We start from the raw sequence: 25463 nt of genomic DNA, 5'->3' as shown, positions 1-25463 counted from the left end.
TTTATGATTAGTTCGAATGATTTTTTAAAAATTTTAGGTGAAAATTCTAAAATTGGAAGTAAGGAAACTGAAAACTTGAAAGAGATTTTAGAGAAGTTCCCTTATTTTCAAGTTTCAAGAGCTTTGTATTTAAAGGGTTTAAAAAATCAAGAGAGTTATGAATACAATAAACAGCTTAAAATAGCTGCAGCATACACAGCTGATAGAAGTATTTTGTTTGACTATATTTCTTCAGATGATTTTAGAAATCAACAGAATATAGAAAATACTTCTACAGAGATTCCTAAAATAGAACCAGTAGAAAACGAAAAAGAAGAAGTTGAAGAAATCCTAGACTTAGGAAAGCCTTTAGATTTTGAGAAAAACGATTATTTATCTTTTTCTGAGTGGTTACAAGTAGGAAGTGTAAAAAAAGTTAGTAGATCAAAAATTGGTGAAATACCAAAAAATATAACAGGAAAATTAGAATTAATTGACAAGTTTATTGCTTCTAATCCGAAAATGAAAACACCGAATACATCTGGCAAGAATGAAAATATTGCGGTAGAAAGTACCAAAATTAACGATCATATTATGACTGAAACTTTAGCAAAAGTTTACCTAGAACAGAAGAAATATGATAGTGCAATTAAAGCTTATCGCATATTAAGTTTGAAATATCCAAAAAAAAGTGTTTTATTTGCAAATCAAATTAAGGCAATAAAAGTTTTACAAAAAAATAAATAACAACAATGTACAGTATATTTTTAGTTTTAATTATGATTGTAGCATTTTTGCTAATCTTAATTATTATGGTTCAAAATCCTAAAGGAGGAGGTTTATCATCATCTTTCGGAGCAGGAGGTTCGCAATTAGGTGGAGTTCAAAATACAAATGATTTCCTTGACAAAGGTACTTGGACTTTAGCTATCGCTTTATTGGCTTTAATTTTATTATCAAACTTTGCAGCTCCAAAACAAGGAAGTGCGGCAACTGAGTCTTCACTTCAAAATACAATTGAGCAAAGAGAAATTCAAGAAACAGAAATTCCAACGGATAGTAAGACAGCTACACCAGCTGAAACTACTACAGCACAAGATACTGCTAAATAATTTTATTTTTTGTAAAATTATTTAATAGAAAAAATATATTTCATATTTAAAAAATGCCAACGTGTCATCGTTGGCATTTTTTTTTAACTATTTGTCATGAAAAATCCAATGGCATAATTTTCGTAAATTAGACATCGGTGAAATTAAAAACTAATAAATCAAATGAAAGAAGTTAATATAAAACCATTAGCAGACAGAGTTCTTATTGAGCCTTTAGCAGCAGAAACAACAACTGCTTCAGGGATTATCATTCCAGATTCAGCAAAAGAAAAACCACAAAAAGGTACAGTAGTAGCTGTAGGGACAGGAACGAAAGACGAACCATTAACAGTAAAAGTTGGTGATACAGTTTTATATGGTAAATATGCTGGTACTGAATTAAAATTAGAAGGTACTGATTATTTGATTATGAGAGAGAGTGACATTTTCGCAATTCTATAAAAAATTAAACAAAGATGGCAAAAGATATAAAATTTGATATTGAAGCACGTGATGGTTTAAAACGTGGTGTGGATGCTTTAGCAAACGCAGTAAAAGTAACTTTAGGACCAAAAGGAAGAAATGTAGTAATCGAGAAGCCGTTTGGTGGACCAACTATTACTAAAGATGGAGTTTCTGTAGCTAAAGAAATCGAATTAGAAGACAAGATCGAGAACATGGGAGCTCAAATGGTAAAAGAGGTAGCTTCTAAAACAAATGATATTGCAGGAGATGGTACAACTACTGCAACTGTTCTTGCGCAAGCAATCGTAAAAGAAGGATTGAAAAATGTTGCTGCTGGAGCAAATCCTCTAGATTTAAAAAGAGGAATTGATAAAGCTGTAACTGCCATTGTTGCTGAATTAAAATCAACTTCTCAGGAAGTAGGTGATAATTCTGATAAAATCAAACAAGTAGCTTCTATTTCTGCAAACAACGATAGTACTGTTGGAGATTTAATTGCTCAAGCTTTTGATAAAGTAGGGAAAGAAGGTGTAATTACTGTAGAAGAAGCAAAAGGTAGAGAAACTTATGTAGACATCGTTGAAGGAATGCAGTTTGATAGAGGATATTTATCTCCTTATTTCGTAACTGATTCTGAGAAAATGATTGTTGATTTAGAGAATCCATATATCTTATTATTTGAGAAGAAAATTGGATCTTTAAAAGATTTATTACCAATTTTAGAGCCAGTTGCTAAGAGTGGAAAGCCATTATTAATCATCGCAGAAGATGTAGAAGGTGAGGCTTTAGCTACATTAGTAATGAACAAATTAAGAGGAGCTCTTAAAATTGCTGCAGTAAAAGCTCCAGGATTTGGAGATAGAAGAAAAGCAATGTTAGAAGACATCGCTATCTTAACAGGAGGAACTGTAATTTCTGAAGAAAGAGGATTTACTTTAGAAAATGCAACTATCGAAATGTTAGGAACTGCTGAGAAAGTTACTATTGATAAAGATAATACTACAATCGTAAACGGAGCTGGAGCTGAGGATTCAATCAAAAACCGTGTGAACCAAATTAAAGCACAAATTGAAACTTCAACTTCTGATTATGATAAAGAAAAACTTCAAGAGCGTTTAGCTAAATTAGCTGGAGGTGTTGCTGTTCTTTATGTTGGAGCTGCATCTGAAGTAGAGATGAAAGAAAAGAAAGACCGTGTGGATGATGCATTACACGCAACTAGAGCTGCTGTTGAAGAAGGAATTGTTCCTGGAGGAGGAGTTGCTTTAGTACGTTCTAAAGCTGTTTTAGGAAATGCAAACGGAGAAAATGCTGATGAAGAAACAGGAATCAGTATTATTGATAGAGCAATTGAGGAGCCATTACGTCAAATCGTGCAAAATGCAGGAGGAGAAGGTTCTGTAGTAGTTGCAAAAGTAATCGATGGTGAAGGAGATTTTGGATATAATGCTAAGAATGAAGAGTACGTTCAAATGTTATCTGCTGGAATTATCGATCCAACAAAAGTAACTCGTGTTGCTTTAGAAAATGCTGCGTCTGTTGCAGGAATGATTTTAACTACTGCTTGTACTTTAGTTGATATTAAATCTGATGATGCACCAGCTATGCCACCAATGGGTGGTGGAATGCCAGGAATGATGTAAGAAATAGATGTTTAATAGGATTCGAAAAAGGCTATCTCTGAAAACGAGATGGTCTTTTTTGTTTTTTTAGGTTACCTTTGTCTTAGTTGGTATGTTTTTATGGCTTAGGGATTGAAGTGGCATCCTTTTGCTGCTTGCAGATTTGCAGCAAAAGATATAACGGAAAGCCCGACCCGGTAGGGAAAGCTCCAAAAAATGGATAGAATGTGAGGATGTACTTGAGGTTAATAGATAATTTTACATTTATCTTATGAGAATCTTTTATTTAAAACACACCCCTAGCCCCTCTCAAGAGGGGTATTTAAAAATCTGTAAATATTAAACGAGTCGTGATAATGTTTAATTTTAAAAATAAATAACATTGATTTTAATTTATTCACATAAAATTACGCCGAGACTAACGTATATTTTCAAACATATATTTGTTAGAATCTTACAGATTGAAATTTCTTTTACAAGTGATATTTCGGAGTTTGTGTCTTTTAGTGGGCCAAAATTAACGTATGCGAAACAAGCTTTGGGAAAGGAGTTTTTTATTAGAAGTCATGATTTACTTTTTCAACAAGGGATTCAGGATGTAGAGATTTCGATGAATTCTTGGGAAGAAGTTCCATGCTTTTTTCCGAGTATGAATTCTTCTATTCCATTTGATATTTTTGCAGCTGGTTTTTATTTATTGAGTCGCTATGAAGAATATTTTCCGCATAAAGAAGATCAGTATGAACGATTTCCGGCAAGTGAGAGTTTAGCATATAAAAGTGGTTTTTTAGAATTTCCTGTGATCGATATTTGGGCTTATAAATTTTTGAAAGTTTTAAAAGAACGTTATCCGGATTTTGAAGTGATAGAAAGAGAGTTTGAATATATTTCTACTTTTGATATTGATATTGCTTTTGATTATAAGCACAAAGGAATCATCCGAACTTTAGGGGGGACTTCGAGAGATATTTTGAGTTTGAGAATTGGAAAAATGATTCAGCGTTATTTGTCAATTTTTGGTTTATTAAAAGATCCTTTTGATGCTTTTGATCGAATAATTCAGATTCAAAATAGATATGAGATCAAGACCTTGTTTTTCTTCCAAATTGGAGATTATACGACTTATGATAAAAATATTTCGGCTACCAATACAAAATTTCGTTCGTTGATAAAATCTGTTTCGGATTATGCAGATGTAGGTTTGCATCCTTCTTATTTTACGATGCGAAATAGTGAAAAATTGAAAAAAGAGAAAACACGATTAGAAAAAATTCTAAATCGACCGATATATCAATCTCGTCAACATTTTTTAAGATTAGATTTACCTGAAACTTATCAGAACTTAATAGATTTGGAAGTTTTAGAAGATTATACGATGGGATATCCGAGTCATGTAGGTTTTAGAGCTAGTACATGTACACCATTTTATTTTTATGATTTGGATTATGAAATTCAAACGCCACTAAAAGTTTATCCTTTTGCTGTGATGGATGCGACTTTGAGAGATTATTTAAAACTTAAACCTAAAGAAGCTTTTAGGAAAATGGTAGCGATAAAAAATGAAGTACAGAAAGTAAACGGAACTTTGATTACACTTTTTCACAATGAAATTTTTAGTAAAAATGAACGTTGGAAAGACTGGGAAAATATATACGAAGGATTTGTAAAAGAAATGACATTAAAGAATGATAAAAAGATTCAATAAGAAAGATCTTAATTTAGAAAAATATAATAATTGCATTGAAAAAGCAGAAAATTCAAGATTGTATGCTTTTAGTTGGTATTTAGATATTGTTGCAGAAAATTGGGAAGTTTTGGTGTATGGAGATTATGAAGTTGTGATGCCATTGCCAATTCGTAAGAAATATGGAATCAAATATGTGTACCATCCTTTTTGGGTTTTAGAACTAGGAATTTTTTATTTGAAAAAGAATAAAGAAGTAGAGAAAGAGCTTCTGGAATATGTTTCTAAAAAATATCTTTTTTCGGAGTTTCGTTTGAATTCAGATAATGTCCTGGAAGGAAGTCTTGGGAATATTTCTTTAATCGACTTGAGAGAGTCTTATGAGGTTATTTCTAAACGTTATAATAAGGGAAGAAGAAAAGACATGAAAAGAGCTGTAAATTCACATTTAAACTTCTCTCAGAAAGGAAATATGGAAGATTTGATAAAGATGTTTCGAGAAAATATTGGAGGAAGAGTTTCTAATATTCAAGATGCAGACTATGAAAATCTTAAAAAAATAATAAAATTTTGTCTTGAAAATAATTTAGGAGAATTGTACACTGTAGAAGATGAATCGTTTAATATCGTGGCAATTGGCTTCTTTTTACTGCATAAAAATAAAGTCACAACACTGATTACAGCTACAGATTTCAATAATCGTAAGAATGGAGCAAATACTTTTTTGTTAGATTCTGTCGTTAGAAAACATATAGGAAAAGAGTTGTTTTTTGATTTTGGAGGATCTAATATTCCTAGTATCGCTGATTTTTTTAATAGTTTTGGTGCCGAAGAAACGCATTATACTTTATTTAAATCAGGAATGCTTTCTAAGATTAAATAAAATACTTTTTTCAATAGAGATTAAAACACGATAGATGAATAATATAAAACACATTTTTTTTGATTTAGACCATACTTTGTGGGATTTTGAAACAAATTCAGATCTTGCTTTGGAAGCTATTTTAAAAGAAAATACGAGTATTGATGTAGAAGAATTTTTGAAATTCTACAGACCGATAAATCATGAATATTGGCAGAAATATGCTAAACATGAAGTAACAAAAGAAGCTTTGAAATATGGTAGATTAAAAGATACTTTTGATGCTTTGAATTATGAAATACAAGATGATAAAATTCTTTTTTTAGGAGAAGAATATTTGGAGAAATTAGCTGAGTTTGATCAGTTATTTGAAAACACACATGAGGTTTTAAACTACTTAAAAGAAAAATATACTTTACACATCATTACGAATGGATTTAAGGTAGTTCAGAATAAAAAAATCAAGAATTCTAAACTTGAATCTTACTTTGATGTGATTGTAACTTCCGAATGTGTTGGTGTGAATAAACCAAATCCTGAAATCTTCAAATTTGCTTTGGAAAAAGCGGGAGCAGAAGTTGAAAATTCGATGATGATTGGAGATAATTTACAGACGGATATTTTAGGAGCAAAAAATGTCGGAATGCAAACAATTTTTTGTAACTTTAATAGAGACACAACTGAAAAAGGAATTACTCAAATTCATGAATTAAAAGATTTATTTTCAATACTTTAATTCAAAGTTGTTCTTATTTAATGTTTTGTAAATAAGTAATTTACGTAATATTTATATAGAATTTTAAACTTGCTGGACGATCAAGAGAATCGTGTCAGTAGGATTTTTGTACCCTAATTTTAACGATATTTCAAATTAAAATTAATAATTAAAATATTGATTTTAAAAATAAATTATTTCGATTAAAATAACATAATTATATAATAAAAATTAATTTTTATTGTTTTAAATAGTAGTTAAGATTAATTAAAAACATTAGAATATGAAAAAATGGTTGTTTGTATTTGGAATGATTTCCATTTTGCTTTTTTCATGTACGGATAGTCTTGATTTTGATCAAGCAGATGATGCAGAGTTTTTAACCCAAAATAAATTATCAATTGTTCATTTTACATTAAAAGGAATCGATTTTACAGAGTACCAAGATTTGGAAGTTGTATCTGCAAAAGACAGTACTCGATTTGATGTTTTTGAACAAGAATTCGTACAAAAGCATTTAGTCAAATTAGATTTACAATTCACAATTAATAACAGATTTAATTATAATACTTTGGTAAATATTTTCTTCAAAAATGATGCAGGAGAAAGAATTTATCAAGTAGGTCCTTTACTTGCTCCTTCTGGCAAGGAAGAAATGTTTATTCACACAATAGAAGATGAAGGAATTGATGCTTTAAAAGATTCTAGAGAAATTGTGATCGAGCTTACTTCTCAGAAAGATAGTGATGATTTTACAGAAGACATGTTTTTACACTTCGAATCTTCAGGAATTTTTCACCTAAATATTCACTAAAATGAGAAAGGATATTTTAGTTTTAGCAATTATATTGTTTAGTGTTTCTAAACTGATTGCACAGCAAAAAAGTGTGTTATATGATTTTAGAGCAATTCCACAATCACAGCTTTTAAATCCATCCATAATTCCAGAATATAAATACCATATTGGTTTTCCGGCCTTGTCCGGAATTTATACAAATGTAGGTTTAAAAAATGTATCAATATATGACGTTTTTTCTAAAAATAATACTGATTTTGTTGAGAAATTGAGAGAAATTGCCTATGATTTGGATAAAAATGACTATTTCGAGATAAATCAACAAATGGATATTATTAATGTTGGTTTTCACCTTCCGAAGTCAAAAATATACCTAAGTGCCGGAATTTATCAAGAGCTAGATGTATTTATGCATTATCCAGAAGATGCAGTACATTTTTTCTTTGAAGGAACTTCTATTTTAGACAAAAGATACAATCTAGGAGATATAACCGTTAAAGGAGAATTACTTGGAGTTTTACATTTTGGTGCAGCCAAAAAAGTGAATGAAAAATTGACGCTAGGAGGAAGATTGAAATTATACTCAAGTGCAGCAAATATAAAATTGACAAATAGTCGAGGAACTTATTATACTTCTCAAGGAACAGATAATTATTATTCGCACAATTTTGAAGATGTTTATATCAAATTACAAACATCAGGAATTATTTATAATGATAATGATGCAGATCCGACAGCAGGTGATTATGTCCGAAACACATTTTTTGGTGGAGGTCTTGGTTTAGGTCTTGATGGAGGTTTTACTTATGATGTTACAGATCAGTGGCGAGTTACTGGAAGTTTCCAAGATCTTGGATTTGTAAATAATTCAGTGCATAATAAATCATATATCGCCGATGGTGATTTTTCAACTCAAGGAATCGATTTTCAATTCAATCCAGACGAACCACTAGATTATTGGCAACAGCTAGAAGATGATTTTGATGAAAGTATTCCGCGAGATACCATTTATTCAAGCTATACAACCATGAGGCCATTGAAGTTAAATGCTTCTGCATCTTATCGTTTTCATATTATGGAAAAATGTGGTTGCTACAACACGATTGATGACATCGAATATCGAGAAGAAGTTGGTGGACAGATTTATACAGTCTTCAGACCGAAGAAACCAAGATTGGCATTGACTGCTTTTTATTCGCGAAGACTTTTCCGAAATTTATATTCGAAAATCACTTATACCGTAGATTCTTATTCATATACAAATGTCGGAATTGGACTTTCCGCTAAGTTCGGACTTTTCCAGATGTATGGAATTTTTGATAATGTGCTAGAAGTTGCAAACATTTATAAATCCAACCAACTTGGATTACAGTTCGGAATGAATTTCATAATTGACGGAAAAAATAAAGATAAATAATAGATACTATCACATTTGATTTTGTATAAAATATAGAGATTATTAAGTTCCCCTCTTGAGGGGGGCTAGGGGTGTGTTTTAAATTACATAAAATATTCTTACAAGATTTTAATCATGATAATATTTAATATTAAGAGCTTCCTTTTTTTCCTTTTTCAGAAAAGGAAAAAAGTCGGGCTTTCCATTTCAAGTTTTGCTCCAAATAAAAAGAAAATCTAAGCAATACGTGGGCTTCTTAGGTCGCCTCCGTTTGCCAATATTTTCTAATTTTATTTAAAGCAAAAGCTTTCCATTCCAATCCCTAAGCCATAGAGATTAGTAATTATATTTCGATTTCCATTTACTTTTCAAGTAATTTCTCAATCCATCTTCTCTAGGATTTCTACTTGGTTCATAAATTTTCGTATTCGATAATTCTTTTGGTAAAAATTCTTGTGCTACAAAATTCCCTTCATAATCATGCGCATATTTATAATCTTGCCCATAATTTAAATCCTTCATTAATTTTGTCGGTGCATTTCTCAAATGTAGTGGAACAGCCAAATCACCAGTTTTCTTTACAATTTGTTGTGCAGAATTAATTGCAGCATAAGATGAATTACTTTTCGCAGAAGAAGCAAGATAAGTAGCGCACTGACTTAAAATAATTCTAGACTCTGGCATTCCAACCACATTTACTGCCTGAAAAGTATTATTTGCCATAATCAAAGCAGTTGGATTTGCATTTCCAATATCCTCAGATGCGGCTATTATCATTCGACGAGCAATAAATTTTGGATCTTCACCACCTTCAATCATTCTAGCTAACCAATAAACCGCTCCATTCGGATCACTTCCACGAATAGATTTGATGAAAGCAGAAATAATATCATAATGTTGTTCACCAGTTTTATCATAGCGAACATTATTTTTTTGAACTTTTTCTAAAACCATTTTATTAGTAATCTCTACTTCTTCCTTGTTTTCAGAAAGAATTACTAATTCAAAAGTGTTTAAAAGTTTTCTAGCATCTCCTCCAGAAATTTCTAATAGAGCTTCTGTTTCTATCAGATTAATTTTCTTTTTAGAGAGAATAATATCTTCAGAGATTGCTTTTTCAAGAAGAGAGACTAAATCTTTTTTCTCAAAAGGATTCAAAACATACACTTGACACCTGGAAAGTAAAGCGGGAATTACTTCAAAACTCGGATTTTCTGTGGTAGCACCAATCAAAGTAATCCATCCTCGTTCTACAGCTCCCAAAAGAGAATCTTGCTGCGATTTACTAAATCGATGAATTTCGTCAATAAATAAAATAGGGTTTTTAGTAGTAAAAAGTCCTTTTTCTCTTTTTGCATTTTCAATTACTTCTCGTACTTCTTTTACCCCAGAATTTATAGCGCTTAGAGAAAAAAATGGACGATCTGTCGTATTCGAAATAATTGTAGCCAAAGTTGTCTTTCCAACACCTGGAGGACCCCAAAAAATCATGGAAGGTATAATTCCATTCTCTATCTGAATTTTTAAAGGAGCTTTTTCTCCTACAAGGTGATTTTGACTAAAAAAATCAGCCAATGATTTAGGTCGAAGTCTTTCTGCTAACGGTTTTTCCATACAACAAAGTTATGATAACTTTTTAGAAAAATAAGAAGTTGTTAAAGGCTTTTAAAACCTAATCTTTTAGCGAGTCTCTTAATATTTAGAACTATTCTAATTAAAGTATATATCCTGATTGTGTTAATAAATTGTAAATAAAAATTATTTATGAATCATATTTAGATATCATTTAAAAAATTAAGGAATAAAGTAAATATAATTGAATTATATTTATGGTGGGTTGAGTTTTTTTGATTAAAATTGAAAAATCTACTATCAAAATCTCTATATATTAACTTTAATTTAAAATATATTTACTTTTTTTTAACTAAAAAGTTGGAATTTTAAGTATTATTTAAGATTTTTGGCACTAATTAATTCAAATAATTATATAATGAAAACAAAGTTTAATGGAATTATAACACTTTTACTAGTGTTAGTGGGGCATGTTGTTTTTGCCCAACAGATGACTGTTACTGGTACTGTTTCAGATGGTGATGGAGCATTACCTAGTGCTTCAGTTGTGATTGAAGGCACAAGTACTGGTACTGAAACTGATTTTGATGGAAATTACTCTATCAAAGTTGAAAAAGGTCAAACTTTAATCTTTAGTTACGTTGGATATAACGATAAAAGTGTTAAAGTTGGAGAATCTTCAACAATCAATGTAACATTAGAGAACGGAAACGTATTAGATGAACTAGATTTAGGATACGTTAAGAAAAAAAGAGGAGCAACTGCAGCTGGAGTTTCTACAGTTTCTGCTCAAGATATTCAAGAAGTAGCTCAAACTACTAATATTGCAAATGCACTTCAAGGTAAAGCATCAGGGGTAAACGTAACTGCTGCTAACGGTCAGCCTGGACAAACTGCATTCGTAAGAATTAGAGGGGTTGGATCAATTTCTTCAGGACAAGAGCCATTATATATTGTGGATGGTGTGCCAATTGATGAGAATGCACTTAACTTAATTAACAACTCTGATATTGAGACAATGTCTGTATTAAAAGATGCTGGAGCTGCTGCTATTTATGGGGCACGTGCATCTAACGGGGTTGTAATTATTACTACAAAAGGTGGTAAAAGAGAGCAAGAAGCTAGGTTTTCTGTAACAGCACAGTATGGTATGACTGAAAGATTAGATGGTGGAATAGAATTAATGAATGCAGATCAAAAATTAAGATACGAAAGAGAATTAGGAGTTGGTGTTGGAGCTGGAATTACTACAACAGCTGAGTGGAATGATTTAGTAGCTAACGATCATGATTGGAGAAATACAATTTTAAGAGATGGTACTGTTAAGTCTTTAGGATTTAATGTAAATGGTGGTACTGAAAAAACTAGCTATTTTGTTTCATTACAAAATGATAGTGATACAGGAGTTATTAGAGGTGTAGATGGATTCGATAAAACTACAGCTCGTGTGAACTTAAACTTTGATGCTAAAGATTGGTTAACTTTTGATGTTAAGTCATCAGTATCTTACACTAAATCAGTAGGATTTAGAGATAGAAATAATGTACAGAGTCCTTTCGTTGCTGCAAGAACATATAATCCATATGAGACTGTATTTTTAGAAGATGAAAATGGAGACTATTTATTAGATGAGAAAGGTGAACCAAGATATAACTTAACGCACGCTGGATATAATATTATAGAAGCAATTAGAAAAAACCCTGAGCAAGATGAGTACATCAGATTATTCGGATCTGTTTCTGCTGAAGCTAAAATTTTAGAAAACTTAACATACACTCCGAAATTAGGAACAAACTACAATATTCGTAAGAGTGAGTCTTCAATGTTCCCTTCAAGTATTTTATCTCAATATGTAAGTGAAGAAGGAAAACCAGGTAATAAAGCTGAATCAGGATCATATTCTTTTACATATAACTTCCAAAATATCATCCGTTACAATACTACATTTAATGAAAAACACAACTTAAGTGTTTTAGCTTTAACTGAGTATATTAGTAATGATTTCAGAAACTGGAATGTAAGAGCTGTAGGATTTTCAAAAGATGATATCAATGTTTTAGATGCTGGTGCTGAGCCAGATAGAGCTGGAGGTACAAGATCTCAAAAAAGAACTTTCTCATTAGCAGGTAACGTTGATTATGATTATGATGGAAAATATATTGCTTCTGCAACTGTAAGACGTGATGGATCTTCAGTATTTGGTGAAGGAAATAGATTCGGTACTTTCTTCTCAGGAAGTGCAGCTTGGAATTTACATACTGAAGACTTCTTAAAAGATAATAAAGTTATTAATGCTTTAAAATTAAGAGCTTCATATGGTACATTAGGAAATGACCAAATCGGAAGATATGCTTCTTTAGGTTTAACAGGATATATTTCTTATGCAAACGAACCGTCTTCTGCACCAGGTCAAGTTGCTAACCCTGATTTAAAGTGGGAGCAAAAAGCTATTACTGATATCGCAATAGAATATGGATTATTTAACAATCGTTTACGTGGGGTTGTAGATTACTATAAGTCTGTAACTTCTGATTTATTATTAACTGTACCACTTCCAGCAGAAGGAGGGAGATACTCAAGAGTGGAAAACGTTGGAGAAATCCAAACACAAGGTATCGAGTTAGAATTAGCAGGAGATATCTTAAGAGGGTATAATGGAATTAACTGGACTGTTGGAGGTAACATCGCATTCGCTGATACTAAAGTAAATGAATTAGTAGATGGAGAACCTTACTACGAAACTGGTCTAATCCTTGAAGAAGGTCAAGAAATTTATACTCATTATTTAGTAAGATATGCAGGAGTTAACCCAGCAAATGGACATGCATTATACTATGATGTTGATGGAAATGTAACAGATCAATTTAGCGGTGAAGATGCAGTAGCATTGGATGGAAAAACTGTTAATGCTGACTTTACAGGAACTGTATTTACAAGAGCTAGTTGGAAAGGTCTTGAACTATCTGCAAGTTTCTACTTTAAGTATGGTAACTATATTTTAAATGGAAGAAAATGGAGTTTAGAGTCTGATGGTAATAATGTTGCTGATAACCAACAACTTTCTGCATTTAATTACTGGAGACAACCAGGAGATACTGGAGTATTACCTTCTCCAACACAGTTCTCAAGACTAAATTCAAATCAATTAACTGATAGATTCTTACAAGATGGATCTTATATCCGTTTAAGAACTTTAAAATTATCATATAATATTCCTCAAAAATTAGTTGAGAAAGCTTACTTAAGTAAAGTAAACGTTTATGTTCAAGGACAAAATTTATGGACTTATGCTCCAAACTATGAAGGAGATCCAGAAATTGGAATTCAAACTGAAGAAAGTTATAGAGTTGGAGAAACAAGAGTGCCTGGAGCTTATGATAATGGATCGTACCCAACTACAAGATCTTACATGTTTGGAATTGATATCAGTTTCTAATTAATTTAAAAGTAAAAAAATGAAAAAAATAATCTTATCAATAGGAATACTTGTATCTGCTATCTCTTTTACTTCATGTGAAAAAGATTTGGAGATTAAGCCATTCGATAGTGTTGTTACGGATGATAACACTTATGTAACAAAAGATGAATACGATCAAGGAATTAGAGGTATCTATTCTAATATGAGATATGAAGGATATTATGGAGGAACAATGTATATTATTCCTGATGTAACATCTGACAACTTAATTATTAACCAAAACGGTAGACAATCAGAACGTACGCCATATAGCTGGTTATATAATTCAAATAATACTCCTGGACCATACTATACTTGTTATTCTGCAATTAATAGAGCAAATACAATGTTAGAAGCTCTGGAGAATTTCAATGGATTAGAGGATGATAAGAATAATTTTAAAGGAGAAGCATTAGCTTTAAGAGCAATGTCTCACTTTGATATTTTAAGATATTATGCTAAAATTCCTACTCAAAGTGCTGATGCAAATCAAAGTATTGGAATTGCTTATGTAACAGAAGTAGATGCATTACAAACTCCTGCAAGAATTAATGTTGCAGAATCATATGCTTTAGTAATTCAAGATTTAAAAGATGCTTTGACAATGATTGCAGCCAATAATGGAGTTGGTAGATTTAATACAAAATCTGTTAATGCATTATTGTCTAGAGTTTATTTATATGCTGGACAATATCAAAATGCTATTGATGCAGCTAATGAAGTAAATGATGTTCTTGCTACAGGAACTGCTTTTCAAGGAATTTGGAATGATACTTCAGAAACAGAAGTATTATTAAAATTCGTAATTACTGCTGAAGACAATATTGCAATTGGAACAAGTTATTCTCAATCTAGTTCAGCTGGAATTAGAAGTGAGTATGTTTTTGATTATGATTTCTTCTTAGAGTTTTTAGATAGTGATATTCGTAAAGCTTCATACTTAATCGAAGGAGATTGGGCAGGTTCACCTTATAATAATGTACGTAAGTGGTATGGAAAAGATAATAACTCAAATGGAGAGGTTGATGCAAAAGCAATCCGTTATGGAGAGGTTGTATTAAACAAAGCTGAAGCATATTTCTTTATAGGGAATGAAACAGAAGCTTTAAACTCACTAAACGAATTAAGAGTAGCGAGAGGATTAGCTGAATTCTCTGGTTCTGGTGATTTATTATTAAATGAAATTAAATTACAAAGAAGATTAGATTTAGCATTTGAAGGGCATAGGTTCTTTGATATTAAACGTTGGGGAGAAAGTATAATTCGTTCAAATAAAGGGGATAAAGCTGATGGAACAGGAACACCTGCATTAGTAAGAGAATTACCTGCTGGAGATCACAGATTCCAATTACCAATAAGTTTAGGAGCAATACAAGCAAACCCTAATCTTGAACAAAATCCAGGTTACTAATTTTAAACTAGGAAAAAATGAAACAATTTATAAAATCATCAATATTAACAGCAGCAGTAGGGCTATCATTAATTTCTTGTGATGATAGAGAGGTTACTGCTGATGTGCTTGAGTTTCCAGGAAGTGCTTTTGCAGCTTTCGAAACAAATAATGCACAAACAATTGAAACAAGTTCTGAAATAATTGAAATCGTTGCATTTTATGCGAATTCAAATAATTCATCTAATACAACTGTAGATTTTTCTATTACAGAAAATAATATCACTTCAGCTGATTATGAGATTGTTGATGGTAAATCAGCATTTAGTTTTGATCCCGCTACTCGTCAGTTAACTGATACTTTAAAAGTAATGGTAAAAGATAATGCAGTTACAGATGATAATAAGTCATTAGTATTTACATTAACAAATTCTAATAATAATATCACATTTGGATATCCAGGAGAAGCTAAAAATAATAGCTCTTTTGAATTGTTTATCGATACTGATGAATGTGCTTTATTTGCAGAAGAGTTTGGAGGAACACCAGAAACACCTAAAACACCAGGAGCTAGATCAGAAGCTTCTATTGATATTTACAATGGTGATGTTTTCGGATCTGAAGTTCAATCTATTGTGTCTTCAGGAGAAGGAACTCAAATAGTTACTTATAAATTAACTAATTTATATAATGTAATTTTAGCTGCAACTGCAGGAGGTACATATGAATATCCAGAAAATCAAGGGTTTGCTTTCTTTACATTAGATAACTCAGATTTTAATAATCCAACAATTTCTATAGCTGGTCAAGGAAATGATTCTTACTTTGCAACATATGACAACAAAGAATTAAGAATTATGGAAGCTCACGCTTATGATTCTAGTGAATACCCAGCATCTTCATTTGATACCTGTGGAAAAACAGTTACTGCTCATTACGTATTATATTTTGTAAATGAAGCTAGTGAGAATGAAATATATGATGTTGTAACAATTAATTTAGGATTCTAAAATAAAAAAATCATGAAAAAATTAACATTAAAATATTTAAGCATATTATTTGCTTTTGCGATGATTTTTACATCGTGTAGTGATGATGATACTGATGTAGATTTATCACAAGAAAGATTAGCATCTTTATACTTCAATTCAGATTCAGGTAATCATATTGTAATTGAAAGTCAAGGTGAAGCAACAGTTAAAATTCCAGTTGCAGCATCTCATTTTTATAATGCAGATAGAAAGTTTAAAATTACTGTTGATGAGGATGCAACAACAGCACCAGCGTCTAGCTATAGTATAAATGAAGCATCTTTTGTAGTCCCTGCAAATGAAATAGGAGGATTTGTTGATGTTACTCTTAATTATGATCCAGCAGTAGCAATTGCTGAGAATTTCAAAATAGTTTTAGATTTAGATTCAGATCATCCAAATTTATTTCCTATTGAGAATAGTTTTGTAGGATTAACATATACTCTAAATTTTCAACAATTAACTTGTGAACCTATTGATTTAGAAGCCGCTAATTTAAGTGGGCAATGGAATTACTCTACAACTGGATCTCATGGATTTGGTTCTCCTGAATGGAATGGTCCGTTAACAGGAGTAGCAACAATTACTTCGAATGGAGATGGTACTTTTAAATTTTCAGACGTTAGTGGTGGAGGATATACTTTAATTTTTGGTTCTGAACAACTAATAGAAGAAGATTTAAATAGTGATGCATGTGGAGCATTTAGTGGTAGCTTCTTATCTGGTTACTCAGGTGGAGAAGGTGGAGGTCCTGATACGATTACGTACGAAGGAACTTATGACCCAGAAAATGATACAATTACTCTTATATGGAGTGGTGATTTTGGTTACCCACCTCCAGGAGCAATTGAAGGAACAACAGTTTACACAAGATAATTATTTTATCTTTGAATGAAATATAAAAAACCATCTCGAAAGAGGTGGTTTTTTTGTTTAAAAAATAGACTCCATTTTTATAATTTAGTATACCTTTGCAAAATGGAAAAATCATTGAGTAAAATATTTGGTTTAAGAGCTGTAATTGAGGCTATTCAAGCAGGGAAAACAGTTGAGAAGGCATTTATGCAGAAAGGACTTACAGGAAGTTTATATAATGAGTTAAATGGACTTATTAAAGAGCATAATATTGCAACTAGTTTTGTGCCTGTAGAGAAATTAGATAGATTGTCTAAAAATCAAAACCATCAAGGTGTAGTAGCACAGATATCTCCAATCAAATATCATGAAGCGGAAGTATTGATTGATGAAATATGTTCTAAAAAAGAAAAACCATTATTCTTAATTTTAGATCATATTACAGATGTAAGAAATTATGGTTCAATTATCAGAACGGCAGAATGTACTGGGGTAGATGCTATTATTGTACCAAAAGCAGGGAGTGCTTCATTAAATGCAGATGCTATTAAAACTTCAGCAGGAGCAGCTTTTAAATTACCAATTTGTAAAGTTGATCATATAAAAGATGCTTTATTTTTAATGCAATCTTATGAGATTCAATCTGTAGCTGCAACTGAAAAAACAGAGAACACTTTATATGAAGTTGATTTAAATAAAGGAACAGCGATTATAATGGGTTCTGAAGATAGAGGAGTAAATCCTTCAGTGCTAAAGATTGTGGATGCTAAAGCAAAATTACCTTTATATGGAGAAATAAGTTCCTTAAATGTTTCTGTAGCTTGTGGAGCTTTTCTATATGAAGCTGTAAGACAAAGACTATAAAAAATATAAATGCTAATATTTTATTAGCATTTATTTTCACTCTTCCCCCTCACTTACTAAAAATTGAAATCAAACAATTTAATTGATAATTATATGAAAAATGCATTACAGATAATACTGTATATTTTATGTATTAATACTTTTGCTCAAAATGGATATAAAGCAAAAGGAGAAGCTTCGTATTATGGTGATAAACTAAATGGAGCAACCACTGCTAGTGGAGAGATATTTTCAAATTCTAAATTTACAGCTGCACATTTAACTTTGCCGTTTGGAACTTTCGTTAAAGTGACAAATCCAGAAAATGATAAATCAGTTATTGTTCGAATTAATGATAGAGGTCCAAGAAAATCAACTGGAAGGATAATTGATTTAAGTAAAGTTGCTGCGCAGGAATTAGGTTTTGTAAAAAAAGGCTTAGCAGAAGTTTTAATCGAAGAAATTGAAAATTCAGAAATTACTGAAGAAGAAGTATTTGAAGTAGCAAAAGATACAATTAAAAAGAAAGAAGAATTAGTAAAAGAAGTTGTAAGTGATTCAAAACTTGTAAAAGAAAAGAAAAATGAAGAAGTAAATTTTAATCATCTCCAATATTATGTTCTAGATTCTAAGAAAGTGAATGTAAAAGGGTTTGGAGTTCAAATTGGAAATTACCTTGAAATGGTAAACCTTATGGAAGTTTCAACCAAACTGAAAGAAATGTTTTCTTATGAAGTACATGTAAAAGTTGATAAAAAAGATGATAAAAAGTTTTATAAGCTTACTTTAGGTAACTTCAAATCGAAGGAAAAAGCGAACGAAGCAAAAGTGAAAATAAAAGATCAATTTCCAGATTGCTTCGTTATAGAATATTAGAAAAAAGGGATTATAAAATCCCTTTTTTTATTTTATAATTTCAAGAAGATTTAATCCTCCGTAGTTTCCAGAACTCATCATTAATAAAATTGAGTTTTCTAGTTTTAAAGAGTCAATATGATCCTTTAAATCGTTAGTATTTGAAAATACTTTTAGATTAGGATGGTTAAATGCATTTTTAATTTCTTCAGTATCTAGAATATTTTTTTCTTTGATTTTTAAAGCTTCAAGATCAAAGAATACAATAGCTTCATCAGCTTTATCTAAACTGTTTTTATAGTTATTTAAAAACTCAGAACTAAGACTACTATAAGTATGTAATTCAAAACAAGCAATCACTTTTCTTGAAGTGTATTGCTCTTTTACAGCATTTGTAGTTGCTTCAACTTTAGAAGGAGAATGCGCAAAATCCTTGAAAATTGTTGTGTTTTTATCTGAATAAATTTTTTCTAATCTTTTATTTGCGCCTTTGAAAGAAGAGATAGCTTCGTAAAATTCTTCTTCTCCAATTCCAATACATTGGCAAATCCATTTTGCACCTGCAATGTTTTGTAAATTATGTTTTCCAAATACTTCAAGAGGTACCATTCCGTCAAATGTATCAAGATATGTGATACCATCTTCTATAGAATATTCAGGTGTTTGATATGGGTATTTTTTGATAGGATTTTCAGAACTTTCAACGATTTCAGATAATTCAGTATCATCTTCATTATAAACTAAAATACCACCATTTGTAATGGAGTCCACAAAGGTTTTAAATTGTTCATTATAATTTTCTTTTGTTGGAAATACATTTATATGATCCCAAGAAATACCACTTATTAGAGCAATATTTGGTTTGTAAAGATGAAATTTAGGTCTTCTATCAATAGGAGAAGATAAGTACTCATCACCTTCAAGAATAATAAATTCATTATCATTTGTTAGGTTTACCATTGTGTCAAAACCATCCAATTGTGCACCTACCATATAGTCAACTTCCATTCCATGATAATTCAAAACATGAAGAATCATAGCCGTGATCGTTGTTTTACCATGTGAACCTCCAATTACAACACGTGTTTTATCTTTAGATTGTTCATATATAAACTCAGGATATGAATATACTTTGATACCTAGTTCTTGTGCTTTTAATAATTCTGGATTATTTTCTTTTGCATGCATTCCTAAAATGATTGCGTCTAGATTTGATGTTATTTTTTCAGGAAACCACCCAAATTGTTCAGGTAATAAATCTTGTTTTTGTAGACGACTTTTAGATGGTTCAAAAATAGTGTCGTCACTTCCAGAAATAGTATGTCCTTTTTTCTTTAAAGAAATAGCTAGATTATGCATCGCACTTCCTCCAATTGCTATAAAATGTATATTCATATAAAATGATTTCTAATGTAAAAATGTATTACAAATATTCGACTTATTCGTGGTTAAATCAAATTTCTAGTATAAAAATATTATTCAAATTTAAGTTTCAGATTAAAAAGATTCATATACAATTTAGGCTAGATAATAAATGTTGTTTTAGTGTTTTTTTAGTGATGATTTACTATTCTAACATATTGAATATTATTAATGAAAAATAATTGATAAACAATTAAAAATAAGGTTAAAATGGTAATAATTAAATTTTATTTCTCATTTAAATTATTATATTTTTAAAAAAAAACACCTATATGTGAGAAAAGCGATTTTTTTATAAATAAAAATAAAAAAATAATGATTTTTTAACCTTTTTAATATTAATAAAGACATATTTTTTATATTAGCAAACTAATTTTTATAAAAAGATAATCCTATGATAAAAAATTACACGGCATTTTTTTTGCTATCACTATCTCTTATCGGATTTAAGGGATATTCGCAATCAATTCAAAGTCCATTGGACGGGATTGATATTGAAGGAAATTTAATAGTTGGTTGTAATGCACCATCTACTACTTTAACATTAGATTTCTTTGATGTAGGTACAACAGAAAATTATGAAGTAACTTCAATTCCTTTTGCACCACCTTACCCTTTTACTGGAGGAACTGAATTAGAAGATTTAGTTGATGATATATGGACGGAAGGAATTGCTTTAGGTTTTACGTTCGACTATTTTGGACAAATTTTTGATGAAGCTGCAGTTGGTACAAATGGACAAGTAACATTTGACTCTAGTTTATTTGATGCATATAATAACTGGAGTTTTACTCAAGAATTACCTTCAACAGCTTTACCAACAAATACTATTTTTGGAGCTTATCATGATATTGATATTACTATTGATAACTTAGGACAAAATAGTTTTAATTATTATGTAGTTGGAGAGGCACCTTTTAGAGCCTTAGTTGCAAATTATTATAAGATTAAGCATTTTAGCGGAGCCTGTTCAGACTATGAAACTACACAGCAAATTGTTTTATATGAAGCAACAAACATTATTGATGTTTATTTGAAGTCAAAACCAATGTGTGACCAATGGAATCAAGGTAATGCAGTAGTAGGTATTCAAAATGGAGATGGAACACAAGCAATTGTAGCTCCAGATAGAAACACTAGTCAATGGGAAGCTTATAATGAAGGTTGGAGATTTACACCAAGTGGAGTTATTTCTATCGATGAAGAAGTTGAGACTATTACTTGGACAGATTCAGATGGGAATGTAATTGAATCAGGAGCTGAAATTGTATTATCTCCTACAGAAACTACAACTTATACTGTTACGATTACTTATTTACAATCTGATGGAACATTAAAAACAGCTACAAAAGAATTCACTGTTGAGTTTTCAGATTTAGAATTAGCTGCAATGAATGATATCCAATTATGTGATACTAATGATGATGGAATTCAACAATTTGATTTATCAGGAATTGAGCAATCAATTATTGATCAACACCCTACAGATGAATTAGTGTTTACATATTATGATGGAAATGGAGATGAAATTACAGACCTTTCTGTTTTATATGAAAATGTAATTGCAAACGAAGAAGTAATTACAGTTAAAGCTGTAAGTAATATTACTGAGTGTGAGAGTGAAACAACAGTTACTTTAATTGTAGATCAGTTAGAATTAAATACTGTAGATACTTTATATGCTTGTGATAATGGAAACGGATTTGGAGATTTTGATACTACAGGAGTTGAAGCTTCTTTAGTAGATGGATTATCTGGAAACTTCCAATTTTCTTATACAGATGAAAGTGGAAATACTTATGAAACTTTACCACAAACATTAACAAATACAATTGCTGATGAAGAAACAATTACTGCTACTGTTTCTACAGATGATGGATGTATTTCAACAAGAACTTTCAAGTTAGAAATTTATCAAGTACAATTTGATATCAATGTACCAAATGATATTGTAGAATGTGATGATAATACTGATGGAATTACAGAGTTTGATACTACAGGAATTCATGAAACAATTGTAGGAGGACAAGATGTAGATGTATTGTATTTTGATGAGGCTGGAAATGAATTATCAAGTCCACTTCCAAATCCTTATACAAACACAAATCCTAATTTAGAAACAATTTCTTTTGTTTTAGTAAATAAAGAAAACGGATGTAGAACTGAGCCATTATCTTTTAATGCAATTGTTAACCCAATCGAAGATGAAAACTGTGAATTTATTATTCCAGAAGGATTTTCTCCAAATGGAAATGGTGTAAATGATACATTTGAAATTGTTAATATCAGAACAAGATATCCAAACTTTAAAATAGAATTCTTTAATCGTTGGGGGAATGTAGTATACACTCAAGATGCAAGTAAAGCGGATTGGAATGGACAGTTAAATGGAGATGATACAAGAGCACCTGCAGGAGTATACTTTATTGTAGTAAACTTCAATGATGGAGAAACTGAACCATACCAAGGAAGATTATACTTAAATAGATAATTCTAACAAACAATAGAGAGAAAAGATAACACATGAAACAAAAGTTACTATTATTTGTCTTTGCTGCATTCTTTGCAGCAAAGTCATTTGCACAGCAAGATCCTCAGTTTACACAATATATGTATAACATGAGTATCGTGAATCCAGCCTACACAACTGGAACAGAAAACATATTAAATTTCGGAGCATTATATCGTACACAATGGACTGATGTGGATGGTGGACCTAAAACATTCACAGGATTCGTTCATATGCCAGTAAATGATAATGTAGAAGTTGGTTTATCATTCATGAATGATAACGTTGGAGATATTGTAAAAGAAAATGTAATTACAGCAGATTTTGCATATAAATTAAACTTTGCAAACGATTTACATTTATCTTTTGGATTAAAAGCAGGGGTTTCATTATATGATGCTACTATTTCAAAATTAATCACAATTGATCCAGATCCAGATTTCGCAGAAGATTTAAATAAAACATATTTCAATTTAGGAGCTGGGGTTTATTTTAACTCAGATAAATTCTATGTAGGTTTATCTATTCCAACATTTATTCCACAACCACATTTAGATACAACAGACAAAGATAATCTTTGGGCTAGAGAAGCAAATACATTCTTAACAGGGGGATATGTATTTGATCTTGCTTCAAAATGGAAATTCAAACCAGCTTTCATGGCAAAATACATGGCAGGAGAGCCTTTATCATTTGATTTAACAGCTAACTTCTTATACAACAATTTTGTTGAATTTGGAGCTGGATACCGTTTTGAAGATGCTTTCAGTGGACTTGTAAACTTTAAAATCACAGATATCGTAAGATTAGGATATGCGTATGATTACACAAATTCAGATTTCAAAGACTACGCAGGTTCAACACATGAAATTTTCTTGTTATTTAATATCGATACTTCTACAAGAGGATACGATAAATCACCAAGATTCTTCTAATTCAAAACAACGATTATCATGAAAAAAGTTATACTATCTATATGTATTTTGGCAGCAGCATCTCAGTATGCTAATGCACAAAGTGGAGCACAAAAGCGTGCGGACAAATATTTTGGTAAAGCGCAGTATGTAAGAGCAGCTGAGATTTACGAAAAAGAAGTAAAAGAAAACAAGTCTTTAGATTTATTAGAAAAATTAGGAGACTGTTACTACTATAATGGAAAAACTAATAATGCTGCAAAATATTATGCGCAAGCTTTAGAGTTATATCCAGAGCAAGTAGATGCGGAGCATTTACACCGTTATGCAATGGCTTTAAAAGGAAATAAAGACTATGCAAAGGCGGATAAAATTCTTCAAAAATACAATGCTAAAACAGGAAAAACACAAACAGTTCCTAGTACTTTAGCGTATTTTGAAAAGAAAGAAAAATCAGAAAGACGTCCTTATATTGTAACAAATAGTTCTGTAAGTACAAAAGATTCTGAATGGGGAGCAGCTTTTAATGCAAACCAAATTGTTTTCTCATCTTCAAGAGATGGAGGAGTTTCTGGAAAAAAATATAAGTGGAATAATGAGAATTATTTAGACTTATTTGTTGCAGAAGTTGACGAAGAAGGAGATGCTTCAGGAGCAGTTGCTTTCTCGAAAGAAATTAATTCAGCAGCTCACGAAGGAGGAGTTACTTTCAGTGGAGACGGAAACACAATCTATTTCTCAAGAAACGTAAAGCCTAAAAACAGAAAAGGAGATAAGATTTCTCACATGAAAATCTTTAAGTCTTCAAAAGTTGGAGGAGAATGGTCTAAAGCAATTGAAGTTTCTTTCAATAAAGAAGGATATTCTGCTGCACATCCAGCTTTAAACAAAAATAACACAAAATTATACTTCGCTTCAGACATGCCTGGAACGCAAGGAAATTGGGATATTTTTGTTGTAGACATCAATAAAGATGGATCTTTTGGAGAGCCTAAAAACTTAGGGCCAAATGTAAATACTGAAAGTAGAGAGCAATTTCCATTCGTAAGTGATGAAGATAATTTATACTTCGCTTCTAATGGTCACATTACTCTTGGAGGATTAGATGTTTTCAAAAGTGAAATCAACGGAAATTCTTATTCTAAAGCTGAAAACTTAGGAAACGTAATCAACTCCAACAAAGATGATTTCGGATTTATCTATGATGAAGCTACAGAAAAAGGTTTCTTATCTTCAAACAGAGCAGGTGGAAAAGGATCTGATGATATCTATCGTGTAGATCGTAAGCAAATTTATTTCGTAGAAGGAGTTGCACAAGACAGCAAAACAGGAGAATTATTACCTGGAGCTGATGTTGTAATGTATGACAATGCAGGAAGAGAAATCGCTAAAACAACAGTTGGAGCTGATGGAGCTTTCGCATTTGAAATTCAACCGACTTCTGAGTATAAATTAGAAGGTTCTAAAGTAACTTATGATCCAGCTGAAGTTGAATTTGCAACTGGAAAGAAAGGAAATGTAGAGCAGAATATTGTTCTTAAATTAATCCAAGTAGTTGAAGATCCAAAGTTAGATACAAATCCAATCTATTTCGAGTTTGATAAAGCTATCTTAGTAGAAGAATCAAAAACAGAATTAGACAGAATCATCAACTTTATGAAAGAACATAAAACGTTCAGAGTAGAAGTTGGTTCTCATACAGATAATAGAGGTTCTGATAAATACAACATGAGCTTATCTGCAAGAAGAGCAAATGCTGTTAAAGATTATTTCGTAGAGCAAGGAATTGCGGAAGATAGATTAGTTTCTGTTGGATACGGAGAGTCAAAACCAGTAGAAGACTGTAATAAATGTACGGATGAGCAACATGCTAAAAACCGTAGATCAGAGTTTATACTTATTAAATAGAATTTTCTCAAATAACTATAACTAACCAAACTTAAAAAAGCTATTCTCGTTCTGAGAATAGCTTTTTTTGTTTTAAATCTCTTAATTGTATTTAAAT

Annotated in this window: 20 protein-coding genes; 18 read left to right on the top strand and 2 right to left on the bottom strand. The window is 31.1% G+C overall.

Annotated features, from left to right (window positions below):
• Positions 1-3: 3 nt before the first annotated feature.
• From I0K12_RS02335 to I0K12_RS02295, 9 genes are all read left to right on the top strand, one after another.
• The gene (locus tag I0K12_RS02335) at positions 4-726 is read left to right on the top strand and encodes a hypothetical protein (RefSeq protein ID WP_196885292.1); all 723 of its coding nucleotides are present in this window, start codon (positions 4-6) and stop codon (positions 724-726) included.
• A 5-nt stretch (positions 727-731) separates the two neighbouring features.
• Positions 732-1091 carry a preprotein translocase subunit SecG gene (gene secG / locus I0K12_RS02330; protein ID WP_196885291.1) on the top strand — a complete coding sequence of 120 codons (360 nt, stop codon included), beginning with the start codon at positions 732-734 and terminating at the stop codon, positions 1089-1091.
• 162 nt (positions 1092-1253) lie between these two features.
• Positions 1254-1532 (top strand): co-chaperone GroES, encoded by a 279-nt coding sequence (gene groES / locus I0K12_RS02325; protein WP_196885290.1) that lies wholly within the window; start codon positions 1254-1256, stop codon positions 1530-1532.
• 14 nt (positions 1533-1546) lie between these two features.
• Complete coding sequence (groL, locus tag I0K12_RS02320; protein WP_196885289.1) at positions 1547-3178, top strand: chaperonin GroEL; 1632 nt, start codon at positions 1547-1549, stop codon at positions 3176-3178.
• A gap of 361 nt (positions 3179-3539) precedes the next feature.
• The gene (locus I0K12_RS02315; RefSeq protein ID WP_196885288.1) at positions 3540-4862 is read left to right on the top strand and encodes a polysaccharide deacetylase family protein; all 1323 of its coding nucleotides are present in this window, start codon (positions 3540-3542) and stop codon (positions 4860-4862) included.
• Positions 4843-5724: a hypothetical protein gene (locus I0K12_RS02310; protein WP_196885287.1), complete on the top strand. Its 882-nt coding sequence runs from the start codon at positions 4843-4845 to the stop codon at positions 5722-5724. The genes I0K12_RS02315 and I0K12_RS02310 overlap by 20 nt, the downstream gene beginning before the upstream one ends.
• A gap of 34 nt (positions 5725-5758) precedes the next feature.
• Positions 5759-6439, top strand: a complete 681-nt coding sequence (locus I0K12_RS02305; protein WP_196885286.1) for a YjjG family noncanonical pyrimidine nucleotidase — start codon at positions 5759-5761, stop codon at positions 6437-6439.
• A 262-nt stretch (positions 6440-6701) separates the two neighbouring features.
• On the top strand, positions 6702-7232 hold the full coding sequence (locus tag I0K12_RS02300; RefSeq protein WP_196885285.1) for a hypothetical protein: 531 nt from the start codon (positions 6702-6704) through the stop codon (positions 7230-7232).
• Between the two features lies 1 nt (position 7233).
• Entirely contained in the window at positions 7234-8631 is a 1398-nt protein-coding gene (locus I0K12_RS02295) for a DUF5723 family protein (RefSeq protein WP_196885284.1), read from the top strand.
• A gap of 315 nt (positions 8632-8946) precedes the next feature.
• Here I0K12_RS02295 and I0K12_RS02290 read toward each other — a convergent pair whose 3' ends face one another.
• On the bottom strand, positions 8947-10224 hold the full coding sequence (locus I0K12_RS02290; protein WP_196885283.1) for a replication-associated recombination protein A: 1278 nt from the start codon (positions 10222-10224) through the stop codon (positions 8947-8949).
• 376 nt (positions 10225-10600) lie between these two features.
• Here I0K12_RS02290 and I0K12_RS02285 point away from each other — a divergent pair, with 376 nt between their 5' ends.
• From I0K12_RS02285 to I0K12_RS02260, 6 genes are all read left to right on the top strand, one after another.
• Complete coding sequence (locus I0K12_RS02285) at positions 10601-13618, top strand: SusC/RagA family TonB-linked outer membrane protein (RefSeq protein ID WP_196885282.1); 3018 nt, start codon at positions 10601-10603, stop codon at positions 13616-13618.
• A 19-nt stretch (positions 13619-13637) separates the two neighbouring features.
• Positions 13638-15050, top strand: coding sequence for a RagB/SusD family nutrient uptake outer membrane protein (locus tag I0K12_RS02280; protein ID WP_196885281.1), 1413 nt, complete (start codon positions 13638-13640; stop codon positions 15048-15050).
• A 17-nt stretch (positions 15051-15067) separates the two neighbouring features.
• On the top strand, positions 15068-16039 hold the full coding sequence (locus tag I0K12_RS02275) for a hypothetical protein (protein ID WP_196885280.1): 972 nt from the start codon (positions 15068-15070) through the stop codon (positions 16037-16039).
• Between the two features lie 12 nt (positions 16040-16051).
• Positions 16052-16936, top strand: coding sequence for a hypothetical protein (locus I0K12_RS02270; RefSeq protein WP_196885279.1), 885 nt, complete (start codon positions 16052-16054; stop codon positions 16934-16936).
• 102 nt (positions 16937-17038) lie between these two features.
• A complete protein-coding gene (gene rlmB / locus I0K12_RS02265) occupies positions 17039-17779 on the top strand; it encodes a 23S rRNA (guanosine(2251)-2'-O)-methyltransferase RlmB (RefSeq protein WP_196885278.1) in 741 nt (246 codons plus the stop codon).
• A gap of 63 nt (positions 17780-17842) precedes the next feature.
• Positions 17843-18634, top strand: a complete 792-nt coding sequence (locus tag I0K12_RS02260) for a septal ring lytic transglycosylase RlpA family protein (protein WP_196885277.1) — start codon at positions 17843-17845, stop codon at positions 18632-18634.
• A gap of 27 nt (positions 18635-18661) precedes the next feature.
• Here I0K12_RS02260 and I0K12_RS02255 read toward each other — a convergent pair whose 3' ends face one another.
• Positions 18662-20008: a UDP-N-acetylmuramate--L-alanine ligase gene (locus I0K12_RS02255; RefSeq protein WP_196885276.1), complete on the bottom strand. Its 1347-nt coding sequence runs from the start codon at positions 20006-20008 to the stop codon at positions 18662-18664.
• 421 nt (positions 20009-20429) lie between these two features.
• On the opposite strand from I0K12_RS02255, the gene I0K12_RS02250 reads away from it, so the two are divergent.
• From I0K12_RS02250 to I0K12_RS02240, 3 genes are read left to right on the top strand one after another with little or no spacing between them, the layout of a single operon-like run.
• Positions 20430-22526, top strand: a complete 2097-nt coding sequence (locus I0K12_RS02250; protein WP_196885275.1) for a gliding motility-associated C-terminal domain-containing protein — start codon at positions 20430-20432, stop codon at positions 22524-22526.
• Positions 22527-22558: 32 nt separating this feature from the next.
• A complete protein-coding gene (locus tag I0K12_RS02245; protein WP_196885274.1) occupies positions 22559-23479 on the top strand; it encodes a type IX secretion system membrane protein PorP/SprF in 921 nt (306 codons plus the stop codon).
• 18 nt (positions 23480-23497) lie between these two features.
• Positions 23498-25366, top strand: coding sequence for an OmpA family protein (locus tag I0K12_RS02240; RefSeq protein WP_196885273.1), 1869 nt, complete (start codon positions 23498-23500; stop codon positions 25364-25366).
• Positions 25367-25463: the final 97 nt, after the last annotated feature.

Source organism: Aureivirga sp. CE67 (assembly GCF_015767245.1).
GTDB lineage: Bacteria > Bacteroidota > Bacteroidia > Flavobacteriales > Flavobacteriaceae > Aureivirga.
The sequence above is the reverse complement of the archived record's forward strand: the minus strand, read 5'-3'. Positions and strand labels throughout refer to the sequence as shown.

Coding starts and splice junctions, on each gene's coding strand:
- secG (WP_196885291.1), top strand. CDS start 732: ATGTACAGTATATTTTTAGTTTTAATTATGATTGTAGCATTTTTGCTA.
- groL (WP_196885289.1), top strand. CDS start 1,547: ATGGCAAAAGATATAAAATTTGATATTGAAGCACGTGATGGTTTAAAA.
- I0K12_RS02310 (WP_196885287.1), top strand. CDS start 4,843: ATGATAAAAAGATTCAATAAGAAAGATCTTAATTTAGAAAAATATAAT.
- I0K12_RS02335 (WP_196885292.1), top strand. CDS start 4: ATGATTAGTTCGAATGATTTTTTAAAAATTTTAGGTGAAAATTCTAAA.
- I0K12_RS02300 (WP_196885285.1), top strand. CDS start 6,702: ATGAAAAAATGGTTGTTTGTATTTGGAATGATTTCCATTTTGCTTTTT.
- rlmB (WP_196885278.1), top strand. CDS start 17,039: ATGGAAAAATCATTGAGTAAAATATTTGGTTTAAGAGCTGTAATTGAG.
- groES (WP_196885290.1), top strand. CDS start 1,254: ATGAAAGAAGTTAATATAAAACCATTAGCAGACAGAGTTCTTATTGAG.
- I0K12_RS02270 (WP_196885279.1), top strand. CDS start 16,052: ATGAAAAAATTAACATTAAAATATTTAAGCATATTATTTGCTTTTGCG.
- I0K12_RS02255 (WP_196885276.1), bottom strand. CDS start 20,008: ATGAATATACATTTTATAGCAATTGGAGGAAGTGCGATGCATAATCTA.
- I0K12_RS02275 (WP_196885280.1), top strand. CDS start 15,068: ATGAAACAATTTATAAAATCATCAATATTAACAGCAGCAGTAGGGCTA.
- I0K12_RS02290 (WP_196885283.1), bottom strand. CDS start 10,224: ATGGAAAAACCGTTAGCAGAAAGACTTCGACCTAAATCATTGGCTGAT.
- I0K12_RS02285 (WP_196885282.1), top strand. CDS start 10,601: ATGAAAACAAAGTTTAATGGAATTATAACACTTTTACTAGTGTTAGTG.
- I0K12_RS02240 (WP_196885273.1), top strand. CDS start 23,498: ATGAAAAAAGTTATACTATCTATATGTATTTTGGCAGCAGCATCTCAG.
- I0K12_RS02305 (WP_196885286.1), top strand. CDS start 5,759: ATGAATAATATAAAACACATTTTTTTTGATTTAGACCATACTTTGTGG.
- I0K12_RS02295 (WP_196885284.1), top strand. CDS start 7,234: ATGAGAAAGGATATTTTAGTTTTAGCAATTATATTGTTTAGTGTTTCT.
- I0K12_RS02245 (WP_196885274.1), top strand. CDS start 22,559: ATGAAACAAAAGTTACTATTATTTGTCTTTGCTGCATTCTTTGCAGCA.
- I0K12_RS02250 (WP_196885275.1), top strand. CDS start 20,430: ATGATAAAAAATTACACGGCATTTTTTTTGCTATCACTATCTCTTATC.
- I0K12_RS02280 (WP_196885281.1), top strand. CDS start 13,638: ATGAAAAAAATAATCTTATCAATAGGAATACTTGTATCTGCTATCTCT.